Raw genomic sequence first — 23,637 nt, forward strand, 5'->3', positions numbered from 1 at the left:
ACCCGGTGCATTCGTCCACGGGGCGGGGCATGATGCGCACGCTACCGGCCGCTACGGCGCCGCCAGGACCGGGGCAGCGGGCCGATTCGGAGGCGCCCGCCAGCGGTACTCAGGGGACGTTGCCAACCATGACGGAGGAACGGGTATGCATTGGCTTTGGGTAATCATCGTCGGTCTGATCGTCGGCCTGCTCGCCAAGGCCATCATGCCGGGCAAGGACCCGGGCGGCTTCATCATCACGGCCCTGCTGGGCATCGCCGGCTCGTTCATCTCCACCTGGGCGGGCGAACAGCTCGGCTGGTGGCCGGAGTCGGGCTTCATGCACTTCGTCGGTTCGATCATCGGCGCCGTGGTGCTGCTGGCGATCTACCACTTCGTGTTCAACCGCAACCGCACGGCCTGAGCATGAAAAAAAGCCGCCGGCGGGTCGCCCCGCCGGCGGCTTTTTCGTATCTGGCCTTGACTTAAGCCTGGGCCTTGTTGCCGCCGAGCAGCGAGCCGGCCAGCGAGGCCAGCGAACCCAGGTCGATGCCGCTGCCGCCCTGCGGCACCTGGCCGTCGGGGGTGAGGTGATCCACCGCGTGCGGCAGCACCTGCGACAGCTGGCCCAGCAGGTCGCCCGGATTGACGCCGAGCTTGCCGGCCGCATCCTGCACGATCGAGCCCAGGCCGCCGTTCTGCAGCGCCTGGCCGAGCTGGTCGCCGGATACCGACTGGTTGGCGCCGGTGCCGACCCACGACTGCGCCGCTTCGCCCAAGCCATGCTGCTGCAGGATGTTCAGCAGCCCCTGCAGGCCGCCGGCCTTGTCGATCAGCTGGCCCGCCACGGAAATCAGCGAGCCGCCCTGCCCCTCCTGGCCGCCCTGCCCCAGCAGACTACCCAGGCCGCCAAGCAGATCATTGAGTGATGCCATGTTTGCTCTCCCTAAGATTGAAGGACCTACCCCGGTAGCGCACGTCTGGCGCGTCCGCCGATTCTACGTAGGCTTCGGCTAGCCGCATGTGACGGCACCGTTAACGAACGAAGGCCGCTGTCGTCGCCGACAGCGGCCTTTGCGTGTTCGCAAGAAAGCGAGGCTCAGCCGCGCTGGTCGAGGATCGCGTTCCATTCCTTGATGCGGTCGGCCTGCGCGGCCAGCAGCGCGTCCACGTCGCCTTCCACGGTGGCCTTCTCGATCACGTCGTCCTGGCGGATGGCATCGACCACCTTCTGGTCTTCGGCGCTCACGATTTCGCCGAACACGCTGTGCTTGCCGTCCAGCCACGGCGTGGCGCCGTGGGTGATGAAGAACTGGCTGCCATTGGTGCGCGGACCGGCATTGGCCATCGACAGCACGCCCGGCTTGTCATGACGCAGGGCCGGATTGAACTCGTCCTCGAACTTGTAGCCCGGGCCGCCGCGGCCGCTGCCCTCGGGGCAGCCGCCCTGGACCATGAAGTCGTTGATGACGCGGTGGAAACTCAGGCCATCGTAGTAACCGCGGCGCACCAGGTTGACGAAGCTGGCCACGGTCACCGGCGTCTTGTCGTCGTGCAGGCGCAGGTGGATGGGGCCGCGATTGGTGGTGAGGGTCACGTTGATGGTCATCGGTATTCCTTGGGCTGGCGGAGGTCGGCAAGGATACTCCAGCCGGCCGCCGCTGGCTCGGCGAGGGCAGCCCTCAGGGCAGGCCCAGCGCGGCCCGCTCCAGCGCCGCGGCGCCGCGCGGCCGGGCCGCCGGCAGGGCCGGCGCCTGGAGCGGCCACGGCGCGTCCTCGTACAGGTGGCTCCACAGTCGGTCCAGCGCCAGGTAGCCATAGGGCAGCAGCGGCACGTGGCGGTCGCCGAAGCCCGGCAGTGGCAGGAAGGCGTCGAAGTGCTGCGCGTACGGCACCTTCCAGTACAGCGGATGCAGGCCGTGCACGCGCAGCCAGTCCACATAGGGCTCGGAGGTGAAGGCGGTGGGCAGCAGGCCGTCCTCGGCGCCGTGCAGTACCCACAGCGGCAGCCCGGGACGCGGCAGCCGCGCCGAGGTGGCGGCGACGCTGGCATGCAGACCGAGGACGTCCGTGCCGGCGCCGTCCCACAGCGCGCGCAGGCAGCGGATGCCGGGCAGTGCGGGATCCGCTGACGCATCGATACCGCCAAGCAGTGCAATGCCATTGCCCGGCGGAATGCCGCCGCCATCGGCCCACCACGAGGCGCGCATGGCCGGTGTCGCGTCCGCCGTGGTGGCGTAATGGAAACCACAGGGCATGTCCGCCGCGCCGCGGCGCAGATAGGACGATGCATAACCCGCCGCAATCGCACGCCACAGATCGAACGCCTGCGTGCTCGCCGCCACGCTGAGCGCGGCATCCGTCCAGCCACCCGCACGCAGATGCTCGTAAGCCTGCGCCGCCTGTGCCTGCGGCGTGGCGCCGCTCACCAGGCCCTGCTCGCGCAGGCTCGCGCAGCGGGCGAGCCAGGCGGCCGGCGGCTTGCCGTCCTTGCCGCGCGCCAGCGGCGTGTTGTCGAAGCGTGCGTCGCTCAGCGCGCAGGGCAGCCATAGCGCGGCGTCGGTGGCGTAGTCGTAGAGCGCGCGGCCATAGCCTTCGACGTGCACGTTCGGTTCCAGCGCCACCACGCCGGCCAGCACGCCTTCGCTGTCGAGGCCGGCCGCCTGCAATACCGCGCCGCCGCCGTTGGAAAGGCCGGTGGCGATGATGCGCGTGTTCTGCGGCGTGAACGGCGCCTGGTCCGGATACGCGCGGTCGAGCATGGCCAGGCCGAAGCGCGCGGCCTGCAGCACGTGGCGGCCCCAGTCGGCTTCGGGGTTGTCGCCGGAATGCAGATGCTTGATGGCGACGCCGGCATCGGCGGAAGCCTTCGCCGGCTCGAATTCCAGCGGCGCCGCACCGCGCTTCGCGCGCGTGCCGTCGAGCTGCACACCGGTGTCGTCGGCGTAGTCGAAATACCCCGCGCCCGTGCCTTTGTCGGTGTAAGCCACCGCGCAGCCGCGCGGCAGACCCCAGGCGCCAGCCAGCGCGATGGCGCCATAGATGCCGCGCGAACCGGACGAAGCCGTGACCACCAGGCAGCGCTTGCGCGTATCGAAAGCATCCGGCACCTGCAGCAGCACGCGATGCGGCGCGTGCGCGCCGGGAATGCGCGCGAACGCCTGGTACTCGCGGCCCGGCACGTCGGGTACGGCGCCGTAGACACGCCCATAGCCGCCGAGCGGGCCGAGATCCGCAATGCCCTTCCAGCTGTTCTGGATCGCCCGCCGGCGCAGTTCCTGCGGCGTGGGATGCAAGGCATCGGCATACGGCGACGGCACGCCCGCCAGGCCGGCAAGGCCCAGCCCCGCGCTCAGCAGGTCGTCGCCGTTGCGGTGCTCGCTGGCGCGCACTCTGCCTTCGATGAAATCCGGATCGTGCATGAAACCCTGTCCCGATCGATGAGAGGAAGGCGGCTGCGCCGCGCAAGCGGCCAGCAGCGGCACCAGCAACAGCCAGGAGCGATGGAGGATGGTCATCGCGCCACCATAGCAACCGGCGGTTGGCGCGCTATCGTACGAAGGTACAGCGCTTCTGTTTCGTGTGCCCCTCAGTTCCTCAACCTGTAATCCTTCTCCCTTCGGGAGAAGGTGGCGGCAGCCGGATGAGGGTACGGGCGAAGCGCAACGCTCCGCCCGTACCCTCACCCCAACCCCTCTCCCAAGGGGAGAGGGGCTTTGCGCCGCGCCCTGCGCAAGCTAACGTCGCAAGTCATGCCCACCCTCCTGATCGCCGACGACCACCCGCTGTTCCGCACGGCCCTGCGCCAGGCCGTCACCGAAAGCGTCGCCGACTGCCGCATCCACGAAGCCACCGACCTGCCCGGCGCACTCGCCGCGCTGGCGGCCGAAGCCGACACCGACCTGGTGCTGCTCGATCTCAACATGCCCGGCAGCCAGGGCCTCTCGGGCCTGGCCGCGCTGCGCGGCCAGCATCCGGGCGTGGCCGTGCTGGTGGTGTCCGCGCACGACGAAGCGCGCACCGTGCGCCGCGTGCTCGACCATGGCGCCGCGGGTTTCATCGCCAAGAGCGCCTCGCCCGCCGATATCGGCGAAGCCGTGCGCACCGTGCTCGCCTGCGGCACCTGGCTGCCGCCGGCCCTGGCGCAGGCGGTGGCGGCGCTGCCGGCCGATCCGGCCGATGCCGATCTGGCCGCGCGCCTGGCGCGGCTCACCGAACAGCAATACCGCGTGCTCACCCTGCTCGGCGAAGGCCTGCTCAACAAGCAGATCGCCGACCGCCTGTCGATCCAGGAGCGCACGGTGAAGGCGCACGTCACCGCCATCTTCGAAAAGCTCGGCGTGCGCAACCGCACCCAGGCCAGCCTGCTGCTGAATTCGCTGGCGCTGAGCGAACCGGCGCTGTAATCAAACCATCGCCGCGGCGAGCCGCTGCAGCACCTGCTGCATGGCCAGCGGCTTGAGCGGCTTGTAGAGCACCATCGCGCCGGCATCGAGGATGCGCTGGCGCAGTTCGCCGTCGCGGTCGGCGGTGAGGATCAGTGCCGGCACGGCGGGATGTTCGCGGCGCAATGCGCGCAGCACGTCCAACCCGGTGACGCCGTGGTCGAGGTGATAGTCGAGCACGAACAGATCCGGCGGCCATGGCGCATCCATCGCCTGGCGCGGCTGCGCGGCGACGTGCACCTGCCAGCCCCAGCCCTGCAGCAGCGTGGCCAGCGCGGTGCGCGCCGCGGGTTCGTTGTCCAGCACCACCGCGCGGCCGGCCGCCACGCCCTGCGCGATTTCTGCCGTAGTAGCCACCGGCACGGACACCGGCTGCGCACGCGGCACGTCGAGATGGAACACGCTGCCACGCCCCGGCCACGAGCGCAGGCCGAGCGGATGTTCGAGCAATGCGGCCATGCGCTGCGCGATCGACAAACCCAGGCCCAGCCCCTGCCCGCCCGCCTGGTTCAAGCGATGGAAGGCCTGGAAGATGCGCTCGCGCTCTTCCGGCGGAATGCCCGGCCCGGTATCCCACACTTCCAGCCGCAGGTATTCGCCGTGGCGGCGCAGGCCGAGCAGCACGCGTCCGCGTTCCGAATAGCGCAGCGCGTTCGACAGGAAATTCTGCAGCACACGGCGCAGCAGCAGCGGATCCGAGCGCACCCAGGCCGCGCTGTCCACCACGCTCAGCCGCATGCCGCGATCGAGCGCCATGGCCTGGAATTCCGCCGCCAGCGGCCCGAGCACTTCGCTCAGCGCGAACTCGCGCGGCTGCGCGCGCAGACGGCCGCCTTCGAGGCGCGCGATATCCAGCAGACCCGCCAGCAAGCCTTCCGTCGCCGCGAGCGCACCTTGCAGATGGCGCACCGTGGCCGCTTCGCCGCCGCGTTCGGCCAGGGCATGCGCGAACAATTGCGCGGCATGCAGCGGTTGCATCAGGTCGTGGCTGACGGCGGCGAGGAAGCGGCTTTTCGCGGTGTTCGCGCGCTGCGCCTCGGCGGTGGCGTCGGCCAGGGCGCGCGTGCGTTCTTCCACGCGCAGTTCCAGTGTCTCGTTTGCGCCGCGCAGCGCATCTTCGGCATGGCGGAACGCGGTGACGTCGGTAAAGGTGGCGACGAAGCCGCCGCCCGGCATGGGATTGCCGCGGATCTCCACCACCGTGCCGTCGGGAAAACTGCGTTCGGACAGATGCCGCGTACCGGCGCGCATATGGGTGAGGCGCCGCTGCACGCGCGCTTCGACGTCGCCCGCGCCGATCATGCCGCGCGCCACGTTGTAGCGCGTCAGATCCGCCACCGGCCGCCCCACCTGCAGCAGCCCGTCGGGATAGCCGAACAGGCTGGCATAGCGGCGGTTCCACGCCACCAGGCGCTGTTCCGCGTCGACCACGCAGATGCCCTGGCTCATGTTTTCCAACGCAGCTTCCAGCACGCGCTGGTTGAAGCGCAGATCCTGCGCGGCCTCGCCGACGATGGCGGCGACGGTGTCGAGCTCGTCGCGGCGCTGCTGCCGCACCACTTCCAGCAGCAGGCGCGCGGAGGCCGCGCCGATCACCGCGGCCAGCTCGTGCTCCACCTCGGCCACGCGCGCCGCGCTGGCGCTGCCTTGCGACGGTGCGTCTTCGAACAGATGCGCCACGCGTTCGGCCGGCAGGAAGCGCGAAGCCAGCGCGTGCAGTTCGGCGACGCCGATGCTGCCCACCGCCGCGGGCTTGCGTGCGCGGCCGAAGCGCGAACCGGCTACCGCGAACATCATGGCGACATTGGCGGCAAGGCCGGCCGCCACGGCGCGGCCGAGCCGGCTCCATTCACCCAGCCCCAGGAAGCCGTCCGGTGACAACCAGCGCAAGCCGTACGGCCAGCCGCTCCACCACGCCGCGGCCTCGGGAAACATCGCCGGCAGCAGCACGTACAGCCACACCAGCGTGCCCGCGGCCAGGCCCGCCGCCACCGCGCGCGGCCCGAGCTGCGGCCGGTACACCGCGGCGAGCAGGGCCGGCGCCAATCCCGCCAGCGCGGAAAACGAAATCGCACCGATATCCGCCAGCACGTCGTTGCGCGCCAGCACGCGGCTGTAGGCCCAGGCCAGCAGGATCACCGCCAGGATCGCCACGCGCCGCTGGTTGATCACCTGCCCGCGCAGATCGCCATGCTCGCCGCGCCCCCAGCCCGCCTGCACGCGCAGCGGCGCGATCAGGTGATTGACCACCATCAGGCTCAGCGCCAGCGTCGCCACCACCACCATGCTGGTCGCCGCACTGAGGCCGCCGAGAAAAGCGAGCAGCGCAAGACCGTGCTGTCCGCGCGCCATCGGCAGCGCCAGTACGTAGAGATCGGACGGCACGCCACTAGGCGCCAGCCACGCATCGCCCAGCCGCGCCAGCGGCAGGATCGGCAGCGCGATCAGCAGCATGTACAGCGGAAACAGCCAGCGCGCGGTACGCAGGTGCGCACCGTCGCGGCATTCCACCACGCCGGCATGGAACTGATGCGGCAAGGTGAACATGGCCAGCGCGCCGAGCAGGATCATGGCCGGAAAGCCGATGCTGTCGTGCGGCGGCGGTGCGGCGGCGGCCACGCCCGCCGGCAGCGGCGCGAACAGCAAGCTGCCCAGCGCCAGCATCGCCGCCAGCTTGAACAGCGATTCGAACGCCATCGCCAGCACCAGTCCGCGGTTGTGCGCCATGGTGGAAGCGCGGCGGGTGCCGAACAGCATGGCGAACAAGGCCATCAGCAGCGCGACGTAGAGCGCACTGTCCTGCCACGGCGGCGACTCGGCCACCTGACCGCGGCCGAGCATGGCGAAACTCATCGCCACCGCTTTCAGCTGCAGAGCGATATACGGAACGATGCCGATCAGCACCACCACCGTCACCAGCGCGGCGAGGCCGGAATGGCGGCCCAGGCGCACCGCAATCAGATCGGCCAGCGAACCCGCGTTGTAGTCGCGCGCCAGCTGCACCAGGCGACGCAGCACGGCGATGCCGAACAGGTACATCAGGATCGCGCCGACGAAGGTCGGCGGCAGCCACCAGCCGGAGCGGCTGGCCTGGGTGACGGTGCCGTAGAAGGTCCAGGAGGTGCAGTGGATCGCCAGCGACAGCGCGTAGACGATGGACCAGCGCTTTTCGAACAGTGCGGGGCGGCGTTCGCCGAGCAGCGCGACGCCGAAGAGCAGACCGAGCCAGATCAGGGCGGCGGTGGCGATGATGGTGGGAGTCAGCATGGCGGGTGCTTATCCAAGCGCATGCGCAAGCCCCGGCCCCTCACCCCAACCCTCTCCCCGGAGGGGAGAAGGAGATGACGGGCGGGGCGAAAATCCAGCGAAGAACATGCGGCGCAGCCGCGGCGTTCCGCTTGCGCGCTTCTGCCTTTGATCTTCAGGGCCCCTTGGCGCCGGCGGTGAGGGCTGGACGAAAAGGCCCCCGCAGGGGGGCGAGGACAGGAGTCCTCGCCTTTTTGATCAGGGCATGGATGCCCTGTCAAAAAGCCCGGCCAGCCCTCACGGACCCTCAGCAGCTTCGCTGCTGAGGGCGCCAAGCAGGGTGCCCTCTCTTTTTGGTTACTTTTTCTCTGGGCACGCAGAGAAAAAGTAACTCGCCCCGCGGCAGCGGGGCGAAACCCTCGCCAAAGGCGAGACACATACGCGACAGCACTCACTTCGCGGACGGCAACCCGAGCGCCTCCACGGCACGCACCAGCCAGCGCAGCTGCACACCCTGCCGCGTGTCGTAATTCGCGCCCGAATATCCCCACCAATCCCAGCATGCCTGCGGATTCAAAGGCGCCATGCTGGCGCGCGTCTGAGGATACAGGACGGCCACACCATACACGTCGGCCCAGCGGTTGAAGCCGGCGTCCTTCACGAAGGCCTCGCCCACCGCGGTAGCGTTCTGCTTGCAGCCATGAAACGCGACCAGCAGACCGCACGGCTTGCCGGCGAGACACGACGGCGGCACGTAGACATAACCCTCGTCGGCGAGGAATGCATCAGCGCCGTCCGGCTTGTACGCATTCTGGTCGAAGCGGCGCAGCTCGCCCTTCGCCTCACCCACCGCATGCCCCGGCTTGCCGAACAACTCGGCGAAGATCTCGCCCGCCGCATCGAACCCGCAATGCCCGAGATACGGCGACACCGACTTGTCGCAATCGTCGCCCTTTGCCGCAATCGGCAGGTTATGCGCGAAATCGCGCCCGCCATCGTCATGCACCTTGAAGTTCTTCAGTGCCGGATCGGCCGCGCGCAACTTCTCGTAGAAGCTCGCCGCAGCCTCCGCCACCGAGGGCGCCACCAGTGCATCGCCCTTGCCGTGCAGCAGATACACCTTGCCCTTGGCCAGCGCGGCCAGCGAACCGATCTCGCCTGCCTTGGCGCGCTGGCGCGCCTTCTCCACCAGCGCCGGCACATCCGCGGCCGGCGCGCCCTTCATGCAGGTGATGAGCGCTACGTCCAGCTTGCCATCCGCGCATCCGTACGGCCCGCCCGCCACCAGCGCGGCGGCGGGAAAGCGCTCCGGATACGCCATCTGCACCTGGGTCGCCATGTAGGCGCCCGAAGACAACCCGGCCACCGCGACGCGCGATGCGTCCAGCTTCAACGACGGCAGCGCCGCCACGTCCGCGGCGTGCACCGCGCCTGCCGAGGCCAGCAGCGCGCACGCTGCCAGCCAGTTCCCCCATCGATGCTTCATCGCCTTGCTCCGCGCCATGTCCATGCTCAGAAGTTGTAGCGCGCGCTGACATACCAGTTGCGCGGCATGCCGTAGTACGCCGTGCGGATATTGCCCACGCTGGAGAACTCCTGCCCGTCGGTCTTGTACACCTTGTTGGTGGCATTGCGCACGCCGGCGCGGAACTGCCAGTGGCCGTCCAGGGTGTCGTAGATGCCGAACAGGCCCAGCAGGGTGTACGCCTTCTGGCTCAGCGCTGCGTAGTTATCCACGCTCAGCCAGGTCTCGCTGCGGTACGACACGTCGCCGCCCAGGGTCAGCGTGCCGGCGTCACCGATGTTGAAGCTCTGCGTCAGCGCCACGCGGCTGGTCCACTTCGGCGAGAACGGCACGTACTTGTGCAGGTTCGGGTTGTACTGCGGGTCGCCGGGAATCAGGCGGTGATCGTCGAAGCGGTCGTAGCGCGCATCCAGATAACCCACCTGCGCCTGCAGGCGCGTGCCCTCGCCCAGCACGGCGGCGCCTTCGAATTCGATGCCGTCCATCTTCAGCTTGGCGGCGTTGATCACCGGGAAGGCGAAGGTCGGCGTGATCGAACCGGGGTTCTGGATCTCCGACACGCGCGCCTGGAAATCCTTGTAGTCGCTGTGGAAGGCGGCGATGTTGGCCTGCAGGCGCTGGTCGGCGGAGCGCCATTTCAGGCCCAGCTCGTAGGTCCACACGTATTCCGGCGCGAACTGTGGATTGCGCGCTTCGTTGGCATCGTTGGCGCGGCCGTTGAAGCCGCCGGACTTGAAGCCGCGCGCGGCCGAGACATACACCATGGTCTGCGGATCGAGCTGCTTCTGCAGGCTCACGGTGGGCGTCCATGCGCTCCAGCGCTTGCTCTTGTCCAGCGCCACCGTGCCGTTGAGCGCGGTGAACGGCACGCCCCAGAAGGTGCTGGTGGTGCGGTAGTAGTCCTTGTCGTCGCTGCTGTAGCGCACGCCCGCGGCCAGGGTCCACGAGGGCACGAACTGCCAGTTGACGTGGGCGAAGCCGGCGTAGCTGGTGGTCTTCAGATCGTCGTCGATGGTGCGCAGGAAAGTGATCTGGCGGCCGGCCAGCGCGAACAGGTCGTTGGCATAGGCTTCCTGGTGCGAGGGCACCGTCTCGCGCAGGTAGTACAGGCCGTACACCGCCTGCAGGTTGCTGCCGTTGTCGTACTGCAGCTGCAGTTCCTGGCTGGTCTGCTTCTGGTGGAAATCCACCAGCACGTCGCCGAGCTGGTACTGCGAGGCGTCGATGTCGATGTACGAATCGCTGTTGAGCTTGCGGAACGCGCTGATGCTCTTGAGCGTCCACTGGTCATTGAGCTTCCAGCTCAGGTTGAGCGCGGCGCCTTCGTGCTTGAGCTTCTGGCCCTGGTCGGGATCGAACGAGGTGCGCGTCTGGAAGTTGTACTTCTGGTCGAGGTCGGGCTTGTACAGCACCACCGGACCCAGCACCAGGTCGGTGCGGATCAAGGGGGACACCGGCTGGCCCAGGGTCAGGCCGGTGTCCTGCTTGGTGTAGTCCAGGCTCAGCACCGCGTCGAAGCGATCGGAGGGGTGGTAGCGCAACTTGGCGCGTACCGCCTTGGTGTCCTCGTCGTTGTATTCGTGGTTGGTCGACGGGTCCTTGACGTAGCCGTCCGTCTTGGTCGCCACGCCGGCGATCGAGGCCGACCAGGCGCCGCCCAGCGAGCCGCTGAGATAGAACTTGCCTTCGCGCCGGCCGAAGCGGCCGAAGGTCACTTCGGCCGAGCCTTCGGTCTGCTCGCCGGGGTTGCGCGTCACCACCTTCACCGCGCCGCCGGTGGAGTTCTTGCCGTACAGCGTGCCCTGCGGGCCGCGCAGCACTTCCACGCGCTCCACGTCGAACAGGTTCAGCAGCGCGCCCTGGATGCGCGAGTAGTAGACGTCGTCCACGTACATGCCGACGCCGGGGTCGAAGGTCTGCAGCGCGTCGGGCTGGCCGATGCCGCGGATGAAAATATTCACCGCCGAGGACGAACCGCGCCCCTGCACGATATTGAGATTGGGCACCGCGCCCTGCAGGCCGTCGATATTCATCGCCTGCAGGTCTTTCAGGTCTTCGCCGCTGAAGGCGGTGACCGCGACCGGCACCTTTTCCAGCGACTCCTCGCGGCGCCGCGCGCTGACGGTGATCTCCTCCAGCTGCTTGGCCTCGGTCTTCTTGGCGGCCGGCTGACTGCTGCTGTCCGCCGCCTGCTGCGCGTGCAGCGGCAGGCAGGACAGGCTCACGACCAGGCCGATGGCCAGACTCAAACGCGTGCGCTTCATGGTTCCCCTCGCAATGAAGAACAGCCCCTCACCCGGGCTGCCGATGCCGGGCAATGTAGGCAGGGCCGGCGGGCGGGGCACTTGTACCTTCGTACAGTGCCGTGACTGAAGGCACATCCGGATACTCGCCGCCGTTGCGTCTTTTGGCGTCGCCGCGAGGAAGTTCCCGGATGTCGTTCCTGATCGTGCTGGCCGCACTGTGTTTCCTGATGCTGGCGGCTTACCGCGGCTACAGCGTGATCCTGTTCGCGCCGCTGGCCGCGCTGGGCGCGGTGCTGCTGACCGACCCGTCCCTGGTGGCGCCGATGTTCACCGGCCTGTTCATGGACCGCATGGTGGGCTTCCTCAAGCTGTACTTCCCGGTGTTCATGCTGGGCGCGGTGTTCGGCAAGCTGATCGAGATGTCGGGTTTCTCCAAGGCGATCGTGGCCGGCACCATCGGGCTGGTCGGGCGCGGGCGGGCGATGCTGTCGATCGTGCTGGTGTGCGCGCTGCTCACCTACGGCGGCGTGTCGCTGTTCGTGGTGGTGTTCGCGGTGTATCCGTTCGCGGCGGAACTGTTCCGCCAGGCGGACATCCCCAAGCGCCTGATCCCCGGCACCATCGCGCTGGGCGCGTTCACCTTCACCATGGATGCGCTGCCGGGCACGCCGCAGATCCAGAACATCATCCCCACTTCGTTCTTCGGCACCACGGCATGGGCCGCGCCGTGGCTGGGCACGCTGGGCGCGGTGTTTATCCTGATCGTGGGCCTGGCCTATCTGGAATCGCGCCGCCGCCGCGCCGCGGCCGCCGGCGAAGGCTATGGCCAGGCGCTGGCGAACGAGCCGGCGCCGTTCGAAGGCGCGCGCCTGGCGCATCCGCTGGTGGCGCTGCTGCCGCTGGTGGTGGTGGGCGTGGCGAACAAGCTGCTGGCCGACGCGATGCCGCGCTTCTACGGCGCCACGCAATCCTTCGTGCCGGCGGTGATCGGCGACGCGAAGCCCGTGGTGCAGGAGGTATCCAAGCTCGCCGCGATCTGGGCGGTGGAAGGCGCCCTGCTGCTGGGCATCGCCTGCGTGCTGGCGTTCGCGTGGAAGCCGGTGAAGCAATCCTTCGCCGAGGGCAGCAAGGCGGCGGTCGGCGGCGCGCTGCTGGCTTCGATGAATACCGCTTCGGAATATGGCTTCGGCGCGGTGATCGCCGCCCTGCCCGGCTTCAAGCTGATCGCCGACGCGCTGCACGCCATTCCCAATCCGCTGGTGAACCAGGCCATCTCGATCACCGCACTGGCCGGCATCACCGGCTCGGCTTCCGGCGGCATGGGCATTGCGCTCGGCGCGATGGCCGACACCTTCATCAAGAACGCGCAGGCCGCCGGCATTCCGATGGAGGTGCTGCACCGTGTGGCGGCGATGGCCTCCGGCGGCATGGACACGCTGCCGCACAACGGCGCGGTGATCACCTTGCTGGCGGTGACCGGGCTGACCCACCGCCAGTCTTACCGCGACATTTTCGCCATCACGCTGATCAAGACCGCGGCTGTCTTCGTGGCGATCGGCGGCTATTACCTACTGGGCCTGGTCTAGCTCCACGAAGTCCGGCCCATGGCGGAACGCGTCGCTTGCGATACGGAGCCGTGCCTTGCGCGCGGTTCCACACCGTTCCGCCACGGCGGGACTCGTCAAAGCGAAGGGAGCGAAAGCGCGATGTCGATCGAACGATGGGGTAAGAGCCTGCTGGCTCTGTTGTTGCTGATACCGGCGGTAAGCCTGCATGCCGCCTGCGTGGACAGCGTGGTGCTGGTGCACGGCAATACCGGCAGTCCCAGCGATTTCCAGAACACCTACGACGCACTGGTGCAGCACGGCTACACGGACGCGCAGATCTACGCGCCGAGCTGGGGCAATGCGCTGTGCGCGGCCTGCAACGACCATAACGGCAGCGAAGAAACGCCGGTGGCGAATGCGCTCAAGGCGGCGATCGCCAGTTCGTGTACCGGGCGCATCGACGTGCTCGGGCATTCGATGGGCGCCACGCTGGCCGCGCATGAGATCGACAAGCTCGGTCTGTCCAGCAAGGTCGACGTGTTCGTCGGCATCGCCGGTGCGTTCCATGGGCTGTGGTCGTGCGGCACCTATCCGTTCAACGTGGTGACCAGCACCTGCGGGTATTGGGGCCTGTCGGTGGGCAGCCCGCTGCTGGGCAGCCTGGCCGGAAAGCGCTTCGGGCAGAAGATGTATTCGATCAAGTCGTGGATCGACGAGATCAACTGCTATGGCGGCGTGTGCACGGTGGGCGGGGTGCATACCTCGAGCATCGACGGCGAGAACGGCAGCCTGACGTATGCGTATGGGCATTACGGCCTGCTGTGGTACACGGCGGCGGATCAGGTGTCGCTGCTGCAATAGCGCCCAGTGTAGGTTGGAGTGAGCAACGCGAACTCCAACACCGGCCTGGCCGCAGCGACCGTTGGGGTTCGCTGCGCTCACCCCAACCTACGCCACTCTCATCCGCACGCTATCATCGGGCACTTCCACCGAAGGAAGCCCGCATGCCCCCGCGCTGGAAAACCCGCCTGCTCGCCGCCCTGCTCGCCTGCGCGTCCCTGCCCGCGGCGGCGGCCGACACCTTGCTGCTGCCCGCGCGCGTCTGGACCGGCGACGGCAACCAGGCCCACGCCGGCTGGGCCGTGCTGGTCCACGACGGCGCCATCGCCGCGGTCGGTCCGGCTGCGGGCATCCAGGCGCCGGCTGGCGCGCGCCGCGTCGAACTGCCCGGCGCCACCCTGCTGCCCGGCCTGGTCGACCTGCATTCGCACCTGTTCCTGCATCCGTACAACGAGACGCTGTGGAACGACCAGGTGCTGAAGGAGCCGCAGGACTACCGCACGCTGGAAGCCGCCAGGCACGCGCGCGACACCTTGCTGTCCGGCTTCACCGCGCTGCGCGACCTGGGCACCGAAGGCGCCGGCTATGCGGACGTGTCGGTCAAGCGCGCCATCGACGAAGGCCTGATCTCGGGACCGCGCCTGTTCGTCGCCACCCGCGCCATCGTCGCCAGTTCCAGCTACGGCCCCGGCCCGCGCGGCTTCCGCCCGGACCTGGACCTGCCCGGCGGCGCGCAGGAAATCAGCGGCGCGGACGAAGCCATGCGCGCGGTGCGCGAACAGGCAGGCCGCGGCGCGGACTGGATCAAGCTGTATGCCGACTACCGCGTCGGCCCCGGCGGCGGCACCGCGCCCACGCTTACCGCGGCGGAACTGAAAGCCATCGTCGACACCGCCCATCTCTCCGGCCGCCCGGTGGCCGCGCACGCCGCCAGCGATGCCGGCGTGCGCATGGCGGTGGAAGCCGGCGTGGACAGCGTCGAGCACGGCTACGGCGCCAGCGAGGCGACCTTCCGCCTGATGAAGCAGCGCGGCGTCGCCTACGAACCGACGCTCACCGCGGTCGAATCCACGGCCGAATATTTCGAGCACTACGTGCCCGGCAAGAGCGAGCCGACCGAGCGCATGAAGGAAGCCGGGCGCGCCTTCCGCACCGCCATGAAACTCGGTGTGACCATCGGCAACGGCAGCGACGTCGGCGTGTTCGCTCACGGCACCAACTGGCGCGAGCCGGTGGCGATGGTGCATGCGGGCATGACGCCGGCGCAGGCGCTGCATGCCGCCACCGACGTGGCGGCGCGCATCCTGGGCGAGCAGGAGCGCTTCGGCCGCATCGCGCCGGGCCTGCGCGCCGACCTGGCCGCGTTCGCCGGCGATCCCAGCGAGCGCATCGACGATCTGCAGCACCCGGTGTTCGTGATGAAGGACGGCACCGTCTATCGCACTCCCGACGACAAGCCCACCAGCAGCGAACCATGAGCGAACCTTTTCTGATCCGCCCCATCGAGCCGCGCGACGATACGGAAGTCGCCGCGATCATCCGCGCCGTGATGCCGGAGTTCGGCGCCGACGGCCCGGGCTTCGCCATCCACGATGCCGAGGTAGACGGCATGCATGCCTCGTATGCGCGCCCGCGCAGTGCCTATTTCGTGGTCGAGGTGAACGGCCGGGTGGTGGGCGGCGGCGTGGCGCCGCTGGAGAACGGCGACGCCGGCGTATGCGAGCTGCGCAAGATGTATTTCCTGCCCGCGGCGCGCGGCATCGGCGCCGGCGGCGCGATGATGGAGCGCTGCCTGGAAGCCGCCCGCGCCCACGGGTTCAAGCGCTGCTATCTGGAAACGCTCACCGGCATGGACGCGGCGCAGTCGCTGTACCGCCGCAGCGGCTTCACCACGCTGGACGGCCCGATGGGCGGCACCGGGCATTTCAGCTGCGACCAGTTCTTTATCCGCGAGCTGTGAGGACAGCGCCATGAGCAGCCACGATCCGCGCATCGATGCGTATATCGCCAAGTCCGCCGAGTTCGCGCGGCCGATCCTGGAACAGATCCGCGCCACCGTGCATGCCGCCTGCCCCGAGGCGGAAGAAACGCTGAAATGGAGCATGCCGTACTTCAGCTACCGGGGTGCGCTGATGTGCGGCATGGCGGCGTTCAAGCAGCATGCGAGCCTGCATTTCTGGCACTACAAGGAACTGTTCGGCGAGGCGGCCGAAGACGCCGGGGAAGGCATGGGCCAGTTCGGCAAGCTCGCTTCCGTGCGCGACCTGCCTGCGAAGAAGGAACTGGCCGCCTACGTAAAGAAGGCGATGAAGCTGATCGAAGGCGGCGCCACGCGCGCCCGGCCGAAAGCCGCGCCGAAAGCGGCGCCGGCCATGCCGGAAGATCTCGCCGCCCTGCTCGCGCAGAAGAAGCACGCCGCCGCGCGCAAGACCTTCGACGGCTTTACCGCCAGCATGCAGCGCGAATACCTTGAGTGGATCGGCGAAGCCAAGACCGGTGCCACCCGCCAGAAACGCCTCGCCACCACTCTGGAATGGCTGGCCGAGGGCAAGCAACGCAACTGGAAGTACATGTGACTACGCGACCGCAGCTCAGCTTCGCCATCGAGGATCCGGGCACGCCGGACATCCTGCCGTTGACCCAGCAATTGGACGGCTATCTGGCCGGGCTCTATCCGACCGCGAACATCCAGCCGGTGGCGCTGGACGAACTGCGCCGCCCCAACGTCGCCTTCGTCACCGCCCGCGTGGACGGCACGCCGGTGGCCTGCGGCGCCTGCGTCGACGAAGGCGACTACGTGGAGGTCAAGCGCATGTACGTGCTGCCGGCCTGCCGCGGACTGGGCCTGGGCAAGCAGCTGCTGGAAGCGCTGGAGCAGCACGTGCACGCACGCGGCGGCCGCGTCGTGCGCCTGGAAACCGGCACGGCCCAGGCCGAGGCGCTGGAGCTGTACGAGCGCGCCGGCTATCGCCGCTGCCCGCCGTTCGGCAGCCATCGCGCCAACCCGCAGAGCGTATGCATGGAAAAGGTGCTCGCATGATCCGCATTGCCGTTCCTGAAGATGCCGCCGCGATCCATGCCATCTACACCCCGCATGTGCTGCAGGGCATGGCCACGTTCGAGACCGAACTACCTGGCGAAGCCACGATGCGCGAACGCCTCGTGGCGCGGCTGCAGCACTATCCGTGGATCGTGTGGGAGGAACAGGGCCGCCTTCTCGCCTATGCCTACGCCAGCCGCTTCCGCGAACGCGCGGCCTACGACTGGATCGCCGAAACCTCGATCTACGTGCACGAAGACGCACAGCGCCGCGGCATCGCGCGCCGGCTCTACGGCGTGCTGCTGGACGGCATGCGCCTGCAGGGCATCAACCAGGCGATGGGCGTGATCACCATGCCCGGCGCGGCCAGCGTGACCATGCACGAGTCGATGGGCTTCACGCCCGCCGGCATCTGGCGCAAGGCCGGCTACAAACTGGGGCAATGGTGGGACGTGGGCGTGTGGCAGAAGGAACTGCAGGCGCCGGTGGTGCCACCGCCCGCAGTGATTCCGTTCGCGCAGCTGCGCGAGCGGGACGAGTGGAAGGCGCTGCTGTAGCAAACGGCGCGGCTTCGATTAGGATGGCCGCGCCGCCCCGCCGGGGCACCCCACGCAAAGGAACTGCCATGAAGCCCCTGCCCCAGAAGCCCTCGCCCGCCTTTATCGCCGTGTCCTGGGCGGCCCTGCTGGCGGGCTTCCTGGCCTTCGTGACCGGGCTGTGGAACGCCGGCATGCAGCTCAACGAGAAGGGCTATTACTTCACCGTGCTGATGTACGGCCTGTTCTCCGCGGTGTCGGTGCAGAAGAGCGTGCGGGACCGCCTGGAAGGCATCCCGGTCACCAATATCTATTACGGCCTGAGCTGGGTGTCGGTGCTGCTGAGCATCGTGCTGCTGGTGGTGGGGCTGTGGAATGCCACCCTGGCGCTGAGCGAGAAGGGCTTCTACGGGATGTCCTACGCGCTGGCCCTGTTCGCGGCGATCGCGGTGCAGAAGAACACGCGCGACAGCCAGGCGGCGGAAGGCGCCGACGGCAAGGATTACGCCGGCGCCGAATAAGCCAGGTTCCGCGCCGCCGCGAGCGTGGCCCCCAGGTCCTCGGCTACCATTCCGCTTTTCGGCATCCCGAGGACGTACCCATGCAGCTCCAGCAGGTCAAGGCGATCATCACCGGCGGCGCCTCCGGTCTCGGCTACGCCGTGGCGCAGCGCCTGGTCGCCACCGGCGGCCAGGTCGCGCTGTTCGACGTGAACGAGGACAAGGGCCAGGAAGCGGCCAAGGCGCTGGGCGCCGCCGCCCGCTTCCTGCGCACCGACGTCACCTCCGAAGACGGCGTGTCCGCCAACGTGGCCGCGGCCCACGACGCCATGGGCGGCCTCAACGTGGTGATGAACTGCGCCGGCATCCTCGGCGCCGGCCGCGTGCTGGGCAAGGAAGGACCGATGCCGCTGGGCACCTTCGCCAGCACGGTGATGGTCAACCTGGTGGGCAGCTTCAACGTGGCCAAGGCCGGCGCGGCCCTGATGCAGTCCAACGAAGCGGGCGAGGACGGCGAGCGCGGCGTGATCCTCAACACCGCCAGCGTGGCCGCCTACGAGGGCCAGATCGGCCAGGCCGCGTATTCGGCCTCCAAGGGCGGCGTGGTCGGCATGACCTTGCCGATGGCGCGCGAGCTGTCGCGTTTCGGCATCCGCGTGGCGACCATCGCGCCGGGCATCTTCTGGACCCCGATGGTCGACGGCATGCCGCCGCAGGTGCAGGAGGCGCTGTCCGCTTCCATCCCGTTCCCGTCGCGCCTGGGCAAGCCGGAGGAGTTCGCCGAGCTGGTGGCCTTCATCCTCACCAACCGCTACATCAACGGCGAAACCATCCGCCTCGACGGCGCGGTGCGCCTGCAGCCGAAGTGAGCGCCTGAGCGCTCACCCGTTCCCCGATCCCTCCACTGCGGTCATCCCATGAAAGCTTCCGACGTCAAGAAAGGCAACGTGATCGAACACGAAGGCACCGTGTACCAGGTGCGCGACATCGAGCGCAGCTCGCCCACCGCGCGCGGCGGCAACGTGACGTTCCGTTTCACCCTGTATTCGATCCCCGGCGCACGCAAGTTCGACCTGAGCCTGCGCGCCGACGACGACCTGAAGGAAATGGACCTGGTGCGCCGCGCGGCCAACTATTCCTACAAGGACGGCGAGGCGTTCGTGTTCATGGACGCGGAGGACTACACGCAGTACCTGCTCGGTCCGGAACTGGTCGGCGAGAACGCCGGCTATATCGTCGAAGACACCGAAGGCTTCTACGTGCAGCTGATCGACGATGCGCCGGTGGGCCTGCAGGTGCCGACCAGCGTGATGCTGGAAGTGGTGGACACCGCGCCGGAACTGAAGGGCGCCAGCGCCACCAAGCGCACCAAGCCGGCCAAGCTCAGCACCGGCGTGGAAATCCAGGTGCCGGAATACATCACCAACGGCGAGAAGGTGTGGGTGAACACCACCACCGGCGAATTCGGCGGCCGCGCTTCGTAAACCTTGCGCGCAAAAAAAGGCCCGTGAAAATCACGGGCCAAAATGGGCATCACCCGATTCACCCTTGGGAGGCCGTCGCACCGAAGCGCGCCAGCCTCCCCCTTCCTGCGCGGGCCGCGCGCTCCCGGTCGCGCGGCTCCGCCTTGATCGTTGCGCTCATGCGCCTGTTGCCGGCGAGGCCCCTGCCTCGCCGCAAGGTTTACGGGTCCAGCGCTTCATGCGCCGGACCCGCCCCCTGCTGACCCCGCCCGGCGCGCTGATCAGCTGCGGCACATCCTGTGCCCGGCGCTTCCATTCGCCGCAGGGAAACCCGGCTCCATGGGCATCCCTGCTTCCAAACCCCCGTTGATCCGGTCAGACCGCTTCGGCCAGCCCCTGGGTACCGGCCAGGGAAGCCGCCGCCGGGCGCATCAGCGCCAGCTGCGCGGTCCAGAACTGATCCCACAGATCGCAATAGCGCAGGCATAGCGACTGCACGCGCGGATAGTGTTCCGGCGTGAGCGCCTGTGTCAGCGCAAGCCAAAGGTCGTTCTCGTGATCGTCGTCAGCCGCTTCGGCACTGACGTCCTCGCTGACGCCGTGCACGAAGTAGTAGCCGTCGTCGACATCGAAGCCCAGCGCGCGGGTGGCTTCGCGCAGCGGCGGGCTGTACAGGATCACTTCCTCTTCCGCGGCGGCGAGCAGCACCACCACGTCGAGGTAATCGCCATAGCTGTGTTCGAGGAATTCGCGCACCTTGCGCGAGATGCGGCTGGCCGGATACGACTGCCGCTGCTGCAGGCTGATGCCGTAGTCGTCCAGCACGCGCTCGAACAGCGGGTAATGCGCGTAGGCCGGATTGCCGCGGTAATAGCCTTCGGCGTCGAGGCCGGGGCGGAAGCCGAATTCGTCCAGATCGTTGAGCGTGATCAGGAACCGCGGCGCGAGCTTGGAACCCGGCGGCAGGCGCGGTTCCAGCTGGCGCGTCTGCAGCTGCGCGGCGAGCAGTGCGTCGGTAAAGATCTGCACGATCGCGTGGCGGTATTCCAGATGGATCGTGCGCATCGCTTCGAGATCGAGCGTACCGCTGTTGAGCACGCCGATCGCGCGATGGCGCGCCACCGGATGCGTGGAGATCAGTTGCCGAAGGTTTTCCACGAAGCCGGCATTCCGTTGCCAGAGGGCCGGCGCAATGCTCGCCCGCATGGCGGCGATCGCCTTTCTGCGGGGTTGATCAAGATCAGCCATCAACGAAGGCATGGTTGTTCCCCCTGGGTTTGCCTGCACGAACAGCCAAAACCAAACGTTTGGTTTTCTACCAGACGGTACGCCCCCGTGTAAAGCGCTTTTTTCGGAGCTACAAGAGGTTACGCACCTGTTTACTGCATTCCCGCAAGGCTTCCTCTTCCCCGGCGATCTGCAGCCAGATCACCGCCCCCTCGATCCGCGCCAGGGCGTCCGTGGCCAGGCTGCGGGCCTGCGCCTCGCCGTGGCGGGGGGCCAGCAGGCCGGCCAGCAGGTCGCGCCAGTCGCGGAAGAACTGCTGGATCATGCCGCGCGCCTCCTCGCTCTCCTGCAGGGCGTCCGGCCATAAGTGAACCAGCGCGCAGACCCGGTGCTGGATGTAATAGCTCTCCACCGCGTCGACCATGCCGTCCAGCCGCTGCTTCTCGCTCAGGTCGGTGCGCCTCGCCTCCTCGAAAACGCCGTTCTCGAACAGTCCGATGACGTGCTGAACCACTTCGATCAGCAAACGCTCCTTGTTCGGAAAGTGGTGATAGATGCTGCCCTTGAGCAATCCGGTCGCCCGGCCGATGTCGGCCATCGAAGTGCGCCGGTATCCCTTGCTCCTGAACAGCGACAGCGACACCTCGATCAGATTGGATGGATCAGTTTTCATAATGGCCTTCCAGATTGCACAAAACCGGGCATCCATCCCGGGACACCGCGGCGACCTACTGTAAGTGATTTGACTGTAAGCGATTTGGGCACCGAACGGCCCCGGCCGCGCCCGCCCTTCGACCTATGCACTTTCGCCAGGAAATAAAGCCCTCGGCATTCGCTTACGGCACGCGCTGCTTCCCACCCTCTTCAGCCCTGCTCAGGCAGAATCCCTTAAATCGTTTAGGAGCGAACGAGAACCCATGCCCGCCAGCGGCTATTCGCTACGCGCCACTGTCATAGAGAGCCTGCTGACCGCCAAGCGCCCCGACGTGCCGCCGCGCGTCGTGCTGCGCAATACCGCCGCGGTGATCCTGCCGCTGGGGCTGGGCCTTGCCACCGGCCATGCGGAAATCGGCCTGGGCGTGGCCGCCGGCGCCCTGGACACCATGTTCTCGGACCAGCCCGGCCCCTATCGCCAGCGCATGTGGCAGCTGTTCCTCGCCTCGCTGGCGGCGGGGCTGGCCTCGGTGCTGGGTTTCCTGCTCGGCGACCAGCTGGCGCCGATGCTGGTGGCCACGGCGGCCTTCGGTTTCTTCGGCGGCCTGCTGGTGGTGTTCGGCACCGACATCGCGCGCGTGGGCATGACCAGCATGATCCTGCTGGTGGTCACCGCCGCCTCGCCCACCACGCTAATCGGCGCGCTGAGCGGCGCGGGGCTGATCTTCGCCGGCGGCCTGCTGCTGGCGCTGTTTTCTGTGGCAGCGTGGCCGCTGCAGCGCTATCGGCCGGAGCGGCATGCGCTGGCCGCGGTGTATCGCGGCCTGTCCGGCCTGGCCAGGCAGCAGGCGCACGACGACGCCGACGTGCCTGCGCTCACCGACGCGATGACCACGCTGCAGCACACCCTGCTCGGCCGACATCACGCCAACGGGCGCGCGATGGAAGCGTTCCGCGTGCTGCTGGAGATCGCCGAGCGCATCCGCCTGGAACTCACCGCCATGGCCGAACTGCGCGCCAACCCCGGCGTGCATGCGATGTTCCGCGGCGACGCCGCGCGCGTGCTCGCCGCCATTGCCGACGCACTGGAAGCCGCTGAACCGCCCCAGCAGGCCGAGCGCGCGCTGCAGACCTTGCAGGCCAGCGAGAACGCCCTGCTCGGCCGCGGTGGTTCCGGCGATGGCCTGGCCGCGCATATCCATGCCTTGTCGGGCCAGCTCGCGGCGGCGGTGCGTAACGCCAACTGGGCCGGCAGCCGTGGCGAGCTGCGCGCCTCGGCGGCAGAGACGCCGCTGCCTACCGCACTGCGCGCGGATTCCGCGCTGTCGATCCTGCGCGCCAACCTCACGCCGCATTCGGTGGCGTTCCGCCATGCGGTGCGCAGCGCGGTGTGCCTGAGCGTGGCCTTGTTCGTCGCGCGCAAGCTGGCGCTGCCGCATGGCTACTGGCTGCCGATGACGGCGGCCATCGTGCTGCGCCCGGATTTCGGCGCCACCTTCAATTTCGGCCTGCTGCGCGTGGTCGGCACAGTGCTCGGCCTGGTGCTGACCACCGCGGTGCTGCACTTCACGCCGCACGATCCATGGGCGCACCTGGCGGTGATGGCGGTGCTGTGCATGTCGTTCCGCTATCTGGCCAATGCGCACTACGGCATCGCGGTGGCGGCGCTGACCGGCACGGTGGTGATCCTGCTTTCGTTCGAAGGCGTCAATTCCAGCGCCGCGGTGGCCGACCGCGTGCTCAACACGGCGCTGGGCTGCGGCATGGCCCTGCTCGCCTACGTGCTGTGGCCGACCTGGGAGCGCGGCCGCGCGCGCGCCGCCCTGGCCGACATGCTCGACGCCTACGCCGGCTATCTGCAGTGCCTGGCGCGCCCCGGCCGGCGCGACGCGCAGCGCGAGTCGCGCACCGCCGCGCGCACCGCGCGCAGCAATGCGCAGGCCTCGCTGGACCGCATGCGCGCGGAACCGGCCACACCCGCGCACCTGATGGACCTGGCCAGCACGCTGTTCGCCAACGGCAACCGCCTGGCGCGCACCGCCATGACGCTGGAAGCGGTGATCGACGACCACGAAGCCCTGCCCGAATCCACCGAGATCGGCGCCTTCGTCGAACACGTCGCCGCCGCCCTGCACACCATCGCCACCGCCCTGCGCGATCACCGCGCGCCCACCGACCTGCCCGACCTGCGCGCACTGCAGCGCAGCCTGGCCTCGCTGCTGGCGATGGCCGAGGACCGCCGCGCGGCGGAGCTGCTGGAGCGCCTGAGCGACCGGCTGGTGGACAACGTGAATACGCTGGCGCACATCGTGGGGCGCGGCGAGCGGGAGAAGACGGCGGCCGCGGCGTAAACCGTCATTCCGGCGCAGGCCGGAATCCAGTGACGGTA

General features: G+C 68.4%; 21 protein-coding genes. 13 read left to right on the forward strand and 8 right to left on the reverse strand.

Annotation, left to right across the window (positions count from 1 at the left end):
* Positions 1-145: 145 nt before the first annotated feature.
* Positions 146-403: a GlsB/YeaQ/YmgE family stress response membrane protein gene (locus KK141_RS12225; RefSeq protein WP_214572395.1), complete on the forward strand. Its 258-nt coding sequence runs from the start codon at positions 146-148 to the stop codon at positions 401-403.
* A gap of 61 nt (positions 404-464) precedes the next feature.
* Here the strand turns inward: KK141_RS12225 and KK141_RS12230 are convergent, their stop codons facing one another.
* The 3 genes from KK141_RS12230 to KK141_RS12240 all read right to left on the reverse strand — a co-directional run bounded on the left by KK141_RS12230 (position 465) and on the right by KK141_RS12240 (position 3,497).
* Positions 465-914: a YidB family protein gene (locus KK141_RS12230; RefSeq protein ID WP_214572396.1), complete on the reverse strand. Its 450-nt coding sequence runs from the start codon at positions 912-914 to the stop codon at positions 465-467.
* A 164-nt stretch (positions 915-1,078) separates the two neighbouring features.
* The gene (locus KK141_RS12235) at positions 1,079-1,588 is read right to left on the reverse strand and encodes a peptidylprolyl isomerase (RefSeq protein ID WP_214572397.1); all 510 of its coding nucleotides are present in this window, start codon (positions 1,586-1,588) and stop codon (positions 1,079-1,081) included.
* 73 nt (positions 1,589-1,661) lie between these two features.
* The gene (locus KK141_RS12240) at positions 1,662-3,497 is read right to left on the reverse strand and encodes a 3-hydroxybutyrate oligomer hydrolase family protein (RefSeq protein ID WP_214572398.1); all 1,836 of its coding nucleotides are present in this window, start codon (positions 3,495-3,497) and stop codon (positions 1,662-1,664) included.
* Between the two features lie 234 nt (positions 3,498-3,731).
* On the opposite strand from KK141_RS12240, the gene KK141_RS12245 reads away from it, so the two are divergent.
* Positions 3,732-4,385: a response regulator transcription factor gene (locus KK141_RS12245; RefSeq protein ID WP_214572399.1), complete on the forward strand. Its 654-nt coding sequence runs from the start codon at positions 3,732-3,734 to the stop codon at positions 4,383-4,385.
* On the opposite strand, the gene KK141_RS12250 is transcribed toward KK141_RS12245, so the two are convergent.
* The 3 genes from KK141_RS12250 to KK141_RS12260 form a co-directional block, all read right to left on the reverse strand.
* Positions 4,386-7,691 (reverse strand): PAS-domain containing protein, encoded by a 3,306-nt coding sequence (locus tag KK141_RS12250; protein WP_214572400.1) that lies wholly within the window; start codon positions 7,689-7,691, stop codon positions 4,386-4,388.
* A gap of 430 nt (positions 7,692-8,121) precedes the next feature.
* Positions 8,122-9,156: a PHB depolymerase family esterase gene (locus tag KK141_RS12255; protein WP_214572401.1), complete on the reverse strand. Its 1,035-nt coding sequence runs from the start codon at positions 9,154-9,156 to the stop codon at positions 8,122-8,124.
* Positions 9,157-9,182: 26 nt separating this feature from the next.
* The gene (locus KK141_RS12260; protein WP_214572402.1) at positions 9,183-11,459 is read right to left on the reverse strand and encodes a TonB-dependent receptor; all 2,277 of its coding nucleotides are present in this window, start codon (positions 11,457-11,459) and stop codon (positions 9,183-9,185) included.
* 170 nt (positions 11,460-11,629) lie between these two features.
* Here KK141_RS12260 and KK141_RS12265 point away from each other — a divergent pair, with 170 nt between their 5' ends.
* The 10 genes from KK141_RS12265 (at position 11,630) to yeiP (ending at position 19,388) form a co-directional block, all read left to right on the forward strand.
* On the forward strand, positions 11,630-13,027 hold the full coding sequence (locus KK141_RS12265) for a GntP family permease (protein ID WP_214572403.1): 1,398 nt from the start codon (positions 11,630-11,632) through the stop codon (positions 13,025-13,027).
* Between the two features lie 120 nt (positions 13,028-13,147).
* A complete protein-coding gene (locus KK141_RS12270) occupies positions 13,148-13,849 on the forward strand; it encodes an alpha/beta fold hydrolase (RefSeq protein WP_214572404.1) in 702 nt (233 codons plus the stop codon).
* Between the two features lie 143 nt (positions 13,850-13,992).
* Positions 13,993-15,306, forward strand: coding sequence for an amidohydrolase family protein (locus KK141_RS12275; protein ID WP_214572405.1), 1,314 nt, complete (start codon positions 13,993-13,995; stop codon positions 15,304-15,306).
* Complete coding sequence (locus tag KK141_RS12280; RefSeq protein WP_214572406.1) at positions 15,303-15,788, forward strand: GNAT family N-acetyltransferase; 486 nt, start codon at positions 15,303-15,305, stop codon at positions 15,786-15,788. Before KK141_RS12275 ends, KK141_RS12280 begins: the two co-directional genes overlap by 4 nt.
* Positions 15,789-15,798: 10 nt before the next feature.
* Positions 15,799-16,404 carry a YdeI/OmpD-associated family protein gene (locus KK141_RS12285; protein ID WP_214572407.1) on the forward strand — a complete coding sequence of 202 codons (606 nt, stop codon included), beginning with the start codon at positions 15,799-15,801 and terminating at the stop codon, positions 16,402-16,404.
* Complete coding sequence (locus KK141_RS12290; RefSeq protein ID WP_214572408.1) at positions 16,401-16,868, forward strand: GNAT family N-acetyltransferase; 468 nt, start codon at positions 16,401-16,403, stop codon at positions 16,866-16,868. Before KK141_RS12285 ends, KK141_RS12290 begins: the two co-directional genes overlap by 4 nt.
* Complete coding sequence (locus KK141_RS12295) at positions 16,865-17,425, forward strand: GNAT family N-acetyltransferase (RefSeq protein WP_214572409.1); 561 nt, start codon at positions 16,865-16,867, stop codon at positions 17,423-17,425. The genes KK141_RS12290 and KK141_RS12295 overlap by 4 nt, the downstream gene beginning before the upstream one ends.
* A 68-nt stretch (positions 17,426-17,493) precedes the next feature.
* A complete protein-coding gene (yiaA, locus tag KK141_RS12300) occupies positions 17,494-17,925 on the forward strand; it encodes an inner membrane protein YiaA (RefSeq protein WP_214572410.1) in 432 nt (143 codons plus the stop codon).
* 80 nt (positions 17,926-18,005) lie between these two features.
* Entirely contained in the window at positions 18,006-18,773 is a 768-nt protein-coding gene (locus tag KK141_RS12305; RefSeq protein WP_214572411.1) for an SDR family NAD(P)-dependent oxidoreductase, read from the forward strand.
* Between the two features lie 48 nt (positions 18,774-18,821).
* Complete coding sequence (gene yeiP / locus KK141_RS12310) at positions 18,822-19,388, forward strand: elongation factor P-like protein YeiP (protein ID WP_214572412.1); 567 nt, start codon at positions 18,822-18,824, stop codon at positions 19,386-19,388.
* A 354-nt stretch (positions 19,389-19,742) separates the two neighbouring features.
* Here the strand turns inward: yeiP and KK141_RS12315 are convergent, their stop codons facing one another.
* Together KK141_RS12315 and KK141_RS12320 are read right to left on the reverse strand one after the other, a co-directional pair.
* Positions 19,743-20,525, reverse strand: coding sequence for an iron-containing redox enzyme family protein (locus tag KK141_RS12315; RefSeq protein ID WP_214572413.1), 783 nt, complete (start codon positions 20,523-20,525; stop codon positions 19,743-19,745).
* 199 nt (positions 20,526-20,724) lie between these two features.
* A complete protein-coding gene (locus KK141_RS12320) occupies positions 20,725-21,267 on the reverse strand; it encodes a TetR/AcrR family transcriptional regulator (protein ID WP_167258130.1) in 543 nt (180 codons plus the stop codon).
* A 244-nt stretch (positions 21,268-21,511) separates the two neighbouring features.
* On the opposite strand from KK141_RS12320, the gene KK141_RS12325 reads away from it, so the two are divergent.
* The gene (locus KK141_RS12325) at positions 21,512-23,599 is read left to right on the forward strand and encodes an FUSC family protein (protein ID WP_214572414.1); all 2,088 of its coding nucleotides are present in this window, start codon (positions 21,512-21,514) and stop codon (positions 23,597-23,599) included.
* Positions 23,600-23,637 lie beyond the last annotated feature (38 nt).

Origin of the sequence: Dyella sp. LX-66, assembly GCF_018599165.1 — a bacterium.
In the GTDB taxonomy this organism is placed as follows: Bacteria; Pseudomonadota; Gammaproteobacteria; order Xanthomonadales; family Rhodanobacteraceae; genus Dyella_D; species Dyella_D marensis.

Excerpts from the sequence above, each read along its gene's own strand:
- KK141_RS12225 (WP_214572395.1), top strand. The coding sequence starts at position 146 with ATGCATTGGCTTTGGGTAATCATCGTCGGTCTGATCGTCGGCCTGCTC.
- KK141_RS12230 (WP_214572396.1), bottom strand. The coding sequence starts at position 914 with ATGGCATCACTCAATGATCTGCTTGGCGGCCTGGGTAGTCTGCTGGGG.
- KK141_RS12235 (WP_214572397.1), bottom strand. The coding sequence starts at position 1,588 with ATGACCATCAACGTGACCCTCACCACCAATCGCGGCCCCATCCACCTG.
- KK141_RS12240 (WP_214572398.1), bottom strand. The coding sequence starts at position 3,497 with ATGACCATCCTCCATCGCTCCTGGCTGTTGCTGGTGCCGCTGCTGGCC.
- KK141_RS12245 (WP_214572399.1), top strand. The coding sequence starts at position 3,732 with ATGCCCACCCTCCTGATCGCCGACGACCACCCGCTGTTCCGCACGGCC.
- KK141_RS12250 (WP_214572400.1), bottom strand. The coding sequence starts at position 7,691 with ATGCTGACTCCCACCATCATCGCCACCGCCGCCCTGATCTGGCTCGGT.
- KK141_RS12255 (WP_214572401.1), bottom strand. The coding sequence starts at position 9,156 with ATGAAGCATCGATGGGGGAACTGGCTGGCAGCGTGCGCGCTGCTGGCC.
- KK141_RS12260 (WP_214572402.1), bottom strand. The coding sequence starts at position 11,459 with ATGAAGCGCACGCGTTTGAGTCTGGCCATCGGCCTGGTCGTGAGCCTG.
- KK141_RS12265 (WP_214572403.1), top strand. The coding sequence starts at position 11,630 with ATGTCGTTCCTGATCGTGCTGGCCGCACTGTGTTTCCTGATGCTGGCG.
- KK141_RS12270 (WP_214572404.1), top strand. The coding sequence starts at position 13,148 with ATGTCGATCGAACGATGGGGTAAGAGCCTGCTGGCTCTGTTGTTGCTG.
- KK141_RS12275 (WP_214572405.1), top strand. The coding sequence starts at position 13,993 with ATGCCCCCGCGCTGGAAAACCCGCCTGCTCGCCGCCCTGCTCGCCTGC.
- KK141_RS12280 (WP_214572406.1), top strand. The coding sequence starts at position 15,303 with ATGAGCGAACCTTTTCTGATCCGCCCCATCGAGCCGCGCGACGATACG.
- KK141_RS12285 (WP_214572407.1), top strand. The coding sequence starts at position 15,799 with ATGAGCAGCCACGATCCGCGCATCGATGCGTATATCGCCAAGTCCGCC.
- KK141_RS12295 (WP_214572409.1), top strand. The coding sequence starts at position 16,865 with ATGATCCGCATTGCCGTTCCTGAAGATGCCGCCGCGATCCATGCCATC.
- yiaA (WP_214572410.1), top strand. The coding sequence starts at position 17,494 with ATGAAGCCCCTGCCCCAGAAGCCCTCGCCCGCCTTTATCGCCGTGTCC.
- KK141_RS12305 (WP_214572411.1), top strand. The coding sequence starts at position 18,006 with ATGCAGCTCCAGCAGGTCAAGGCGATCATCACCGGCGGCGCCTCCGGT.
- yeiP (WP_214572412.1), top strand. The coding sequence starts at position 18,822 with ATGAAAGCTTCCGACGTCAAGAAAGGCAACGTGATCGAACACGAAGGC.
- KK141_RS12320 (WP_167258130.1), bottom strand. The coding sequence starts at position 21,267 with ATGAAAACTGATCCATCCAATCTGATCGAGGTGTCGCTGTCGCTGTTC.
- KK141_RS12325 (WP_214572414.1), top strand. The coding sequence starts at position 21,512 with ATGCCCGCCAGCGGCTATTCGCTACGCGCCACTGTCATAGAGAGCCTG.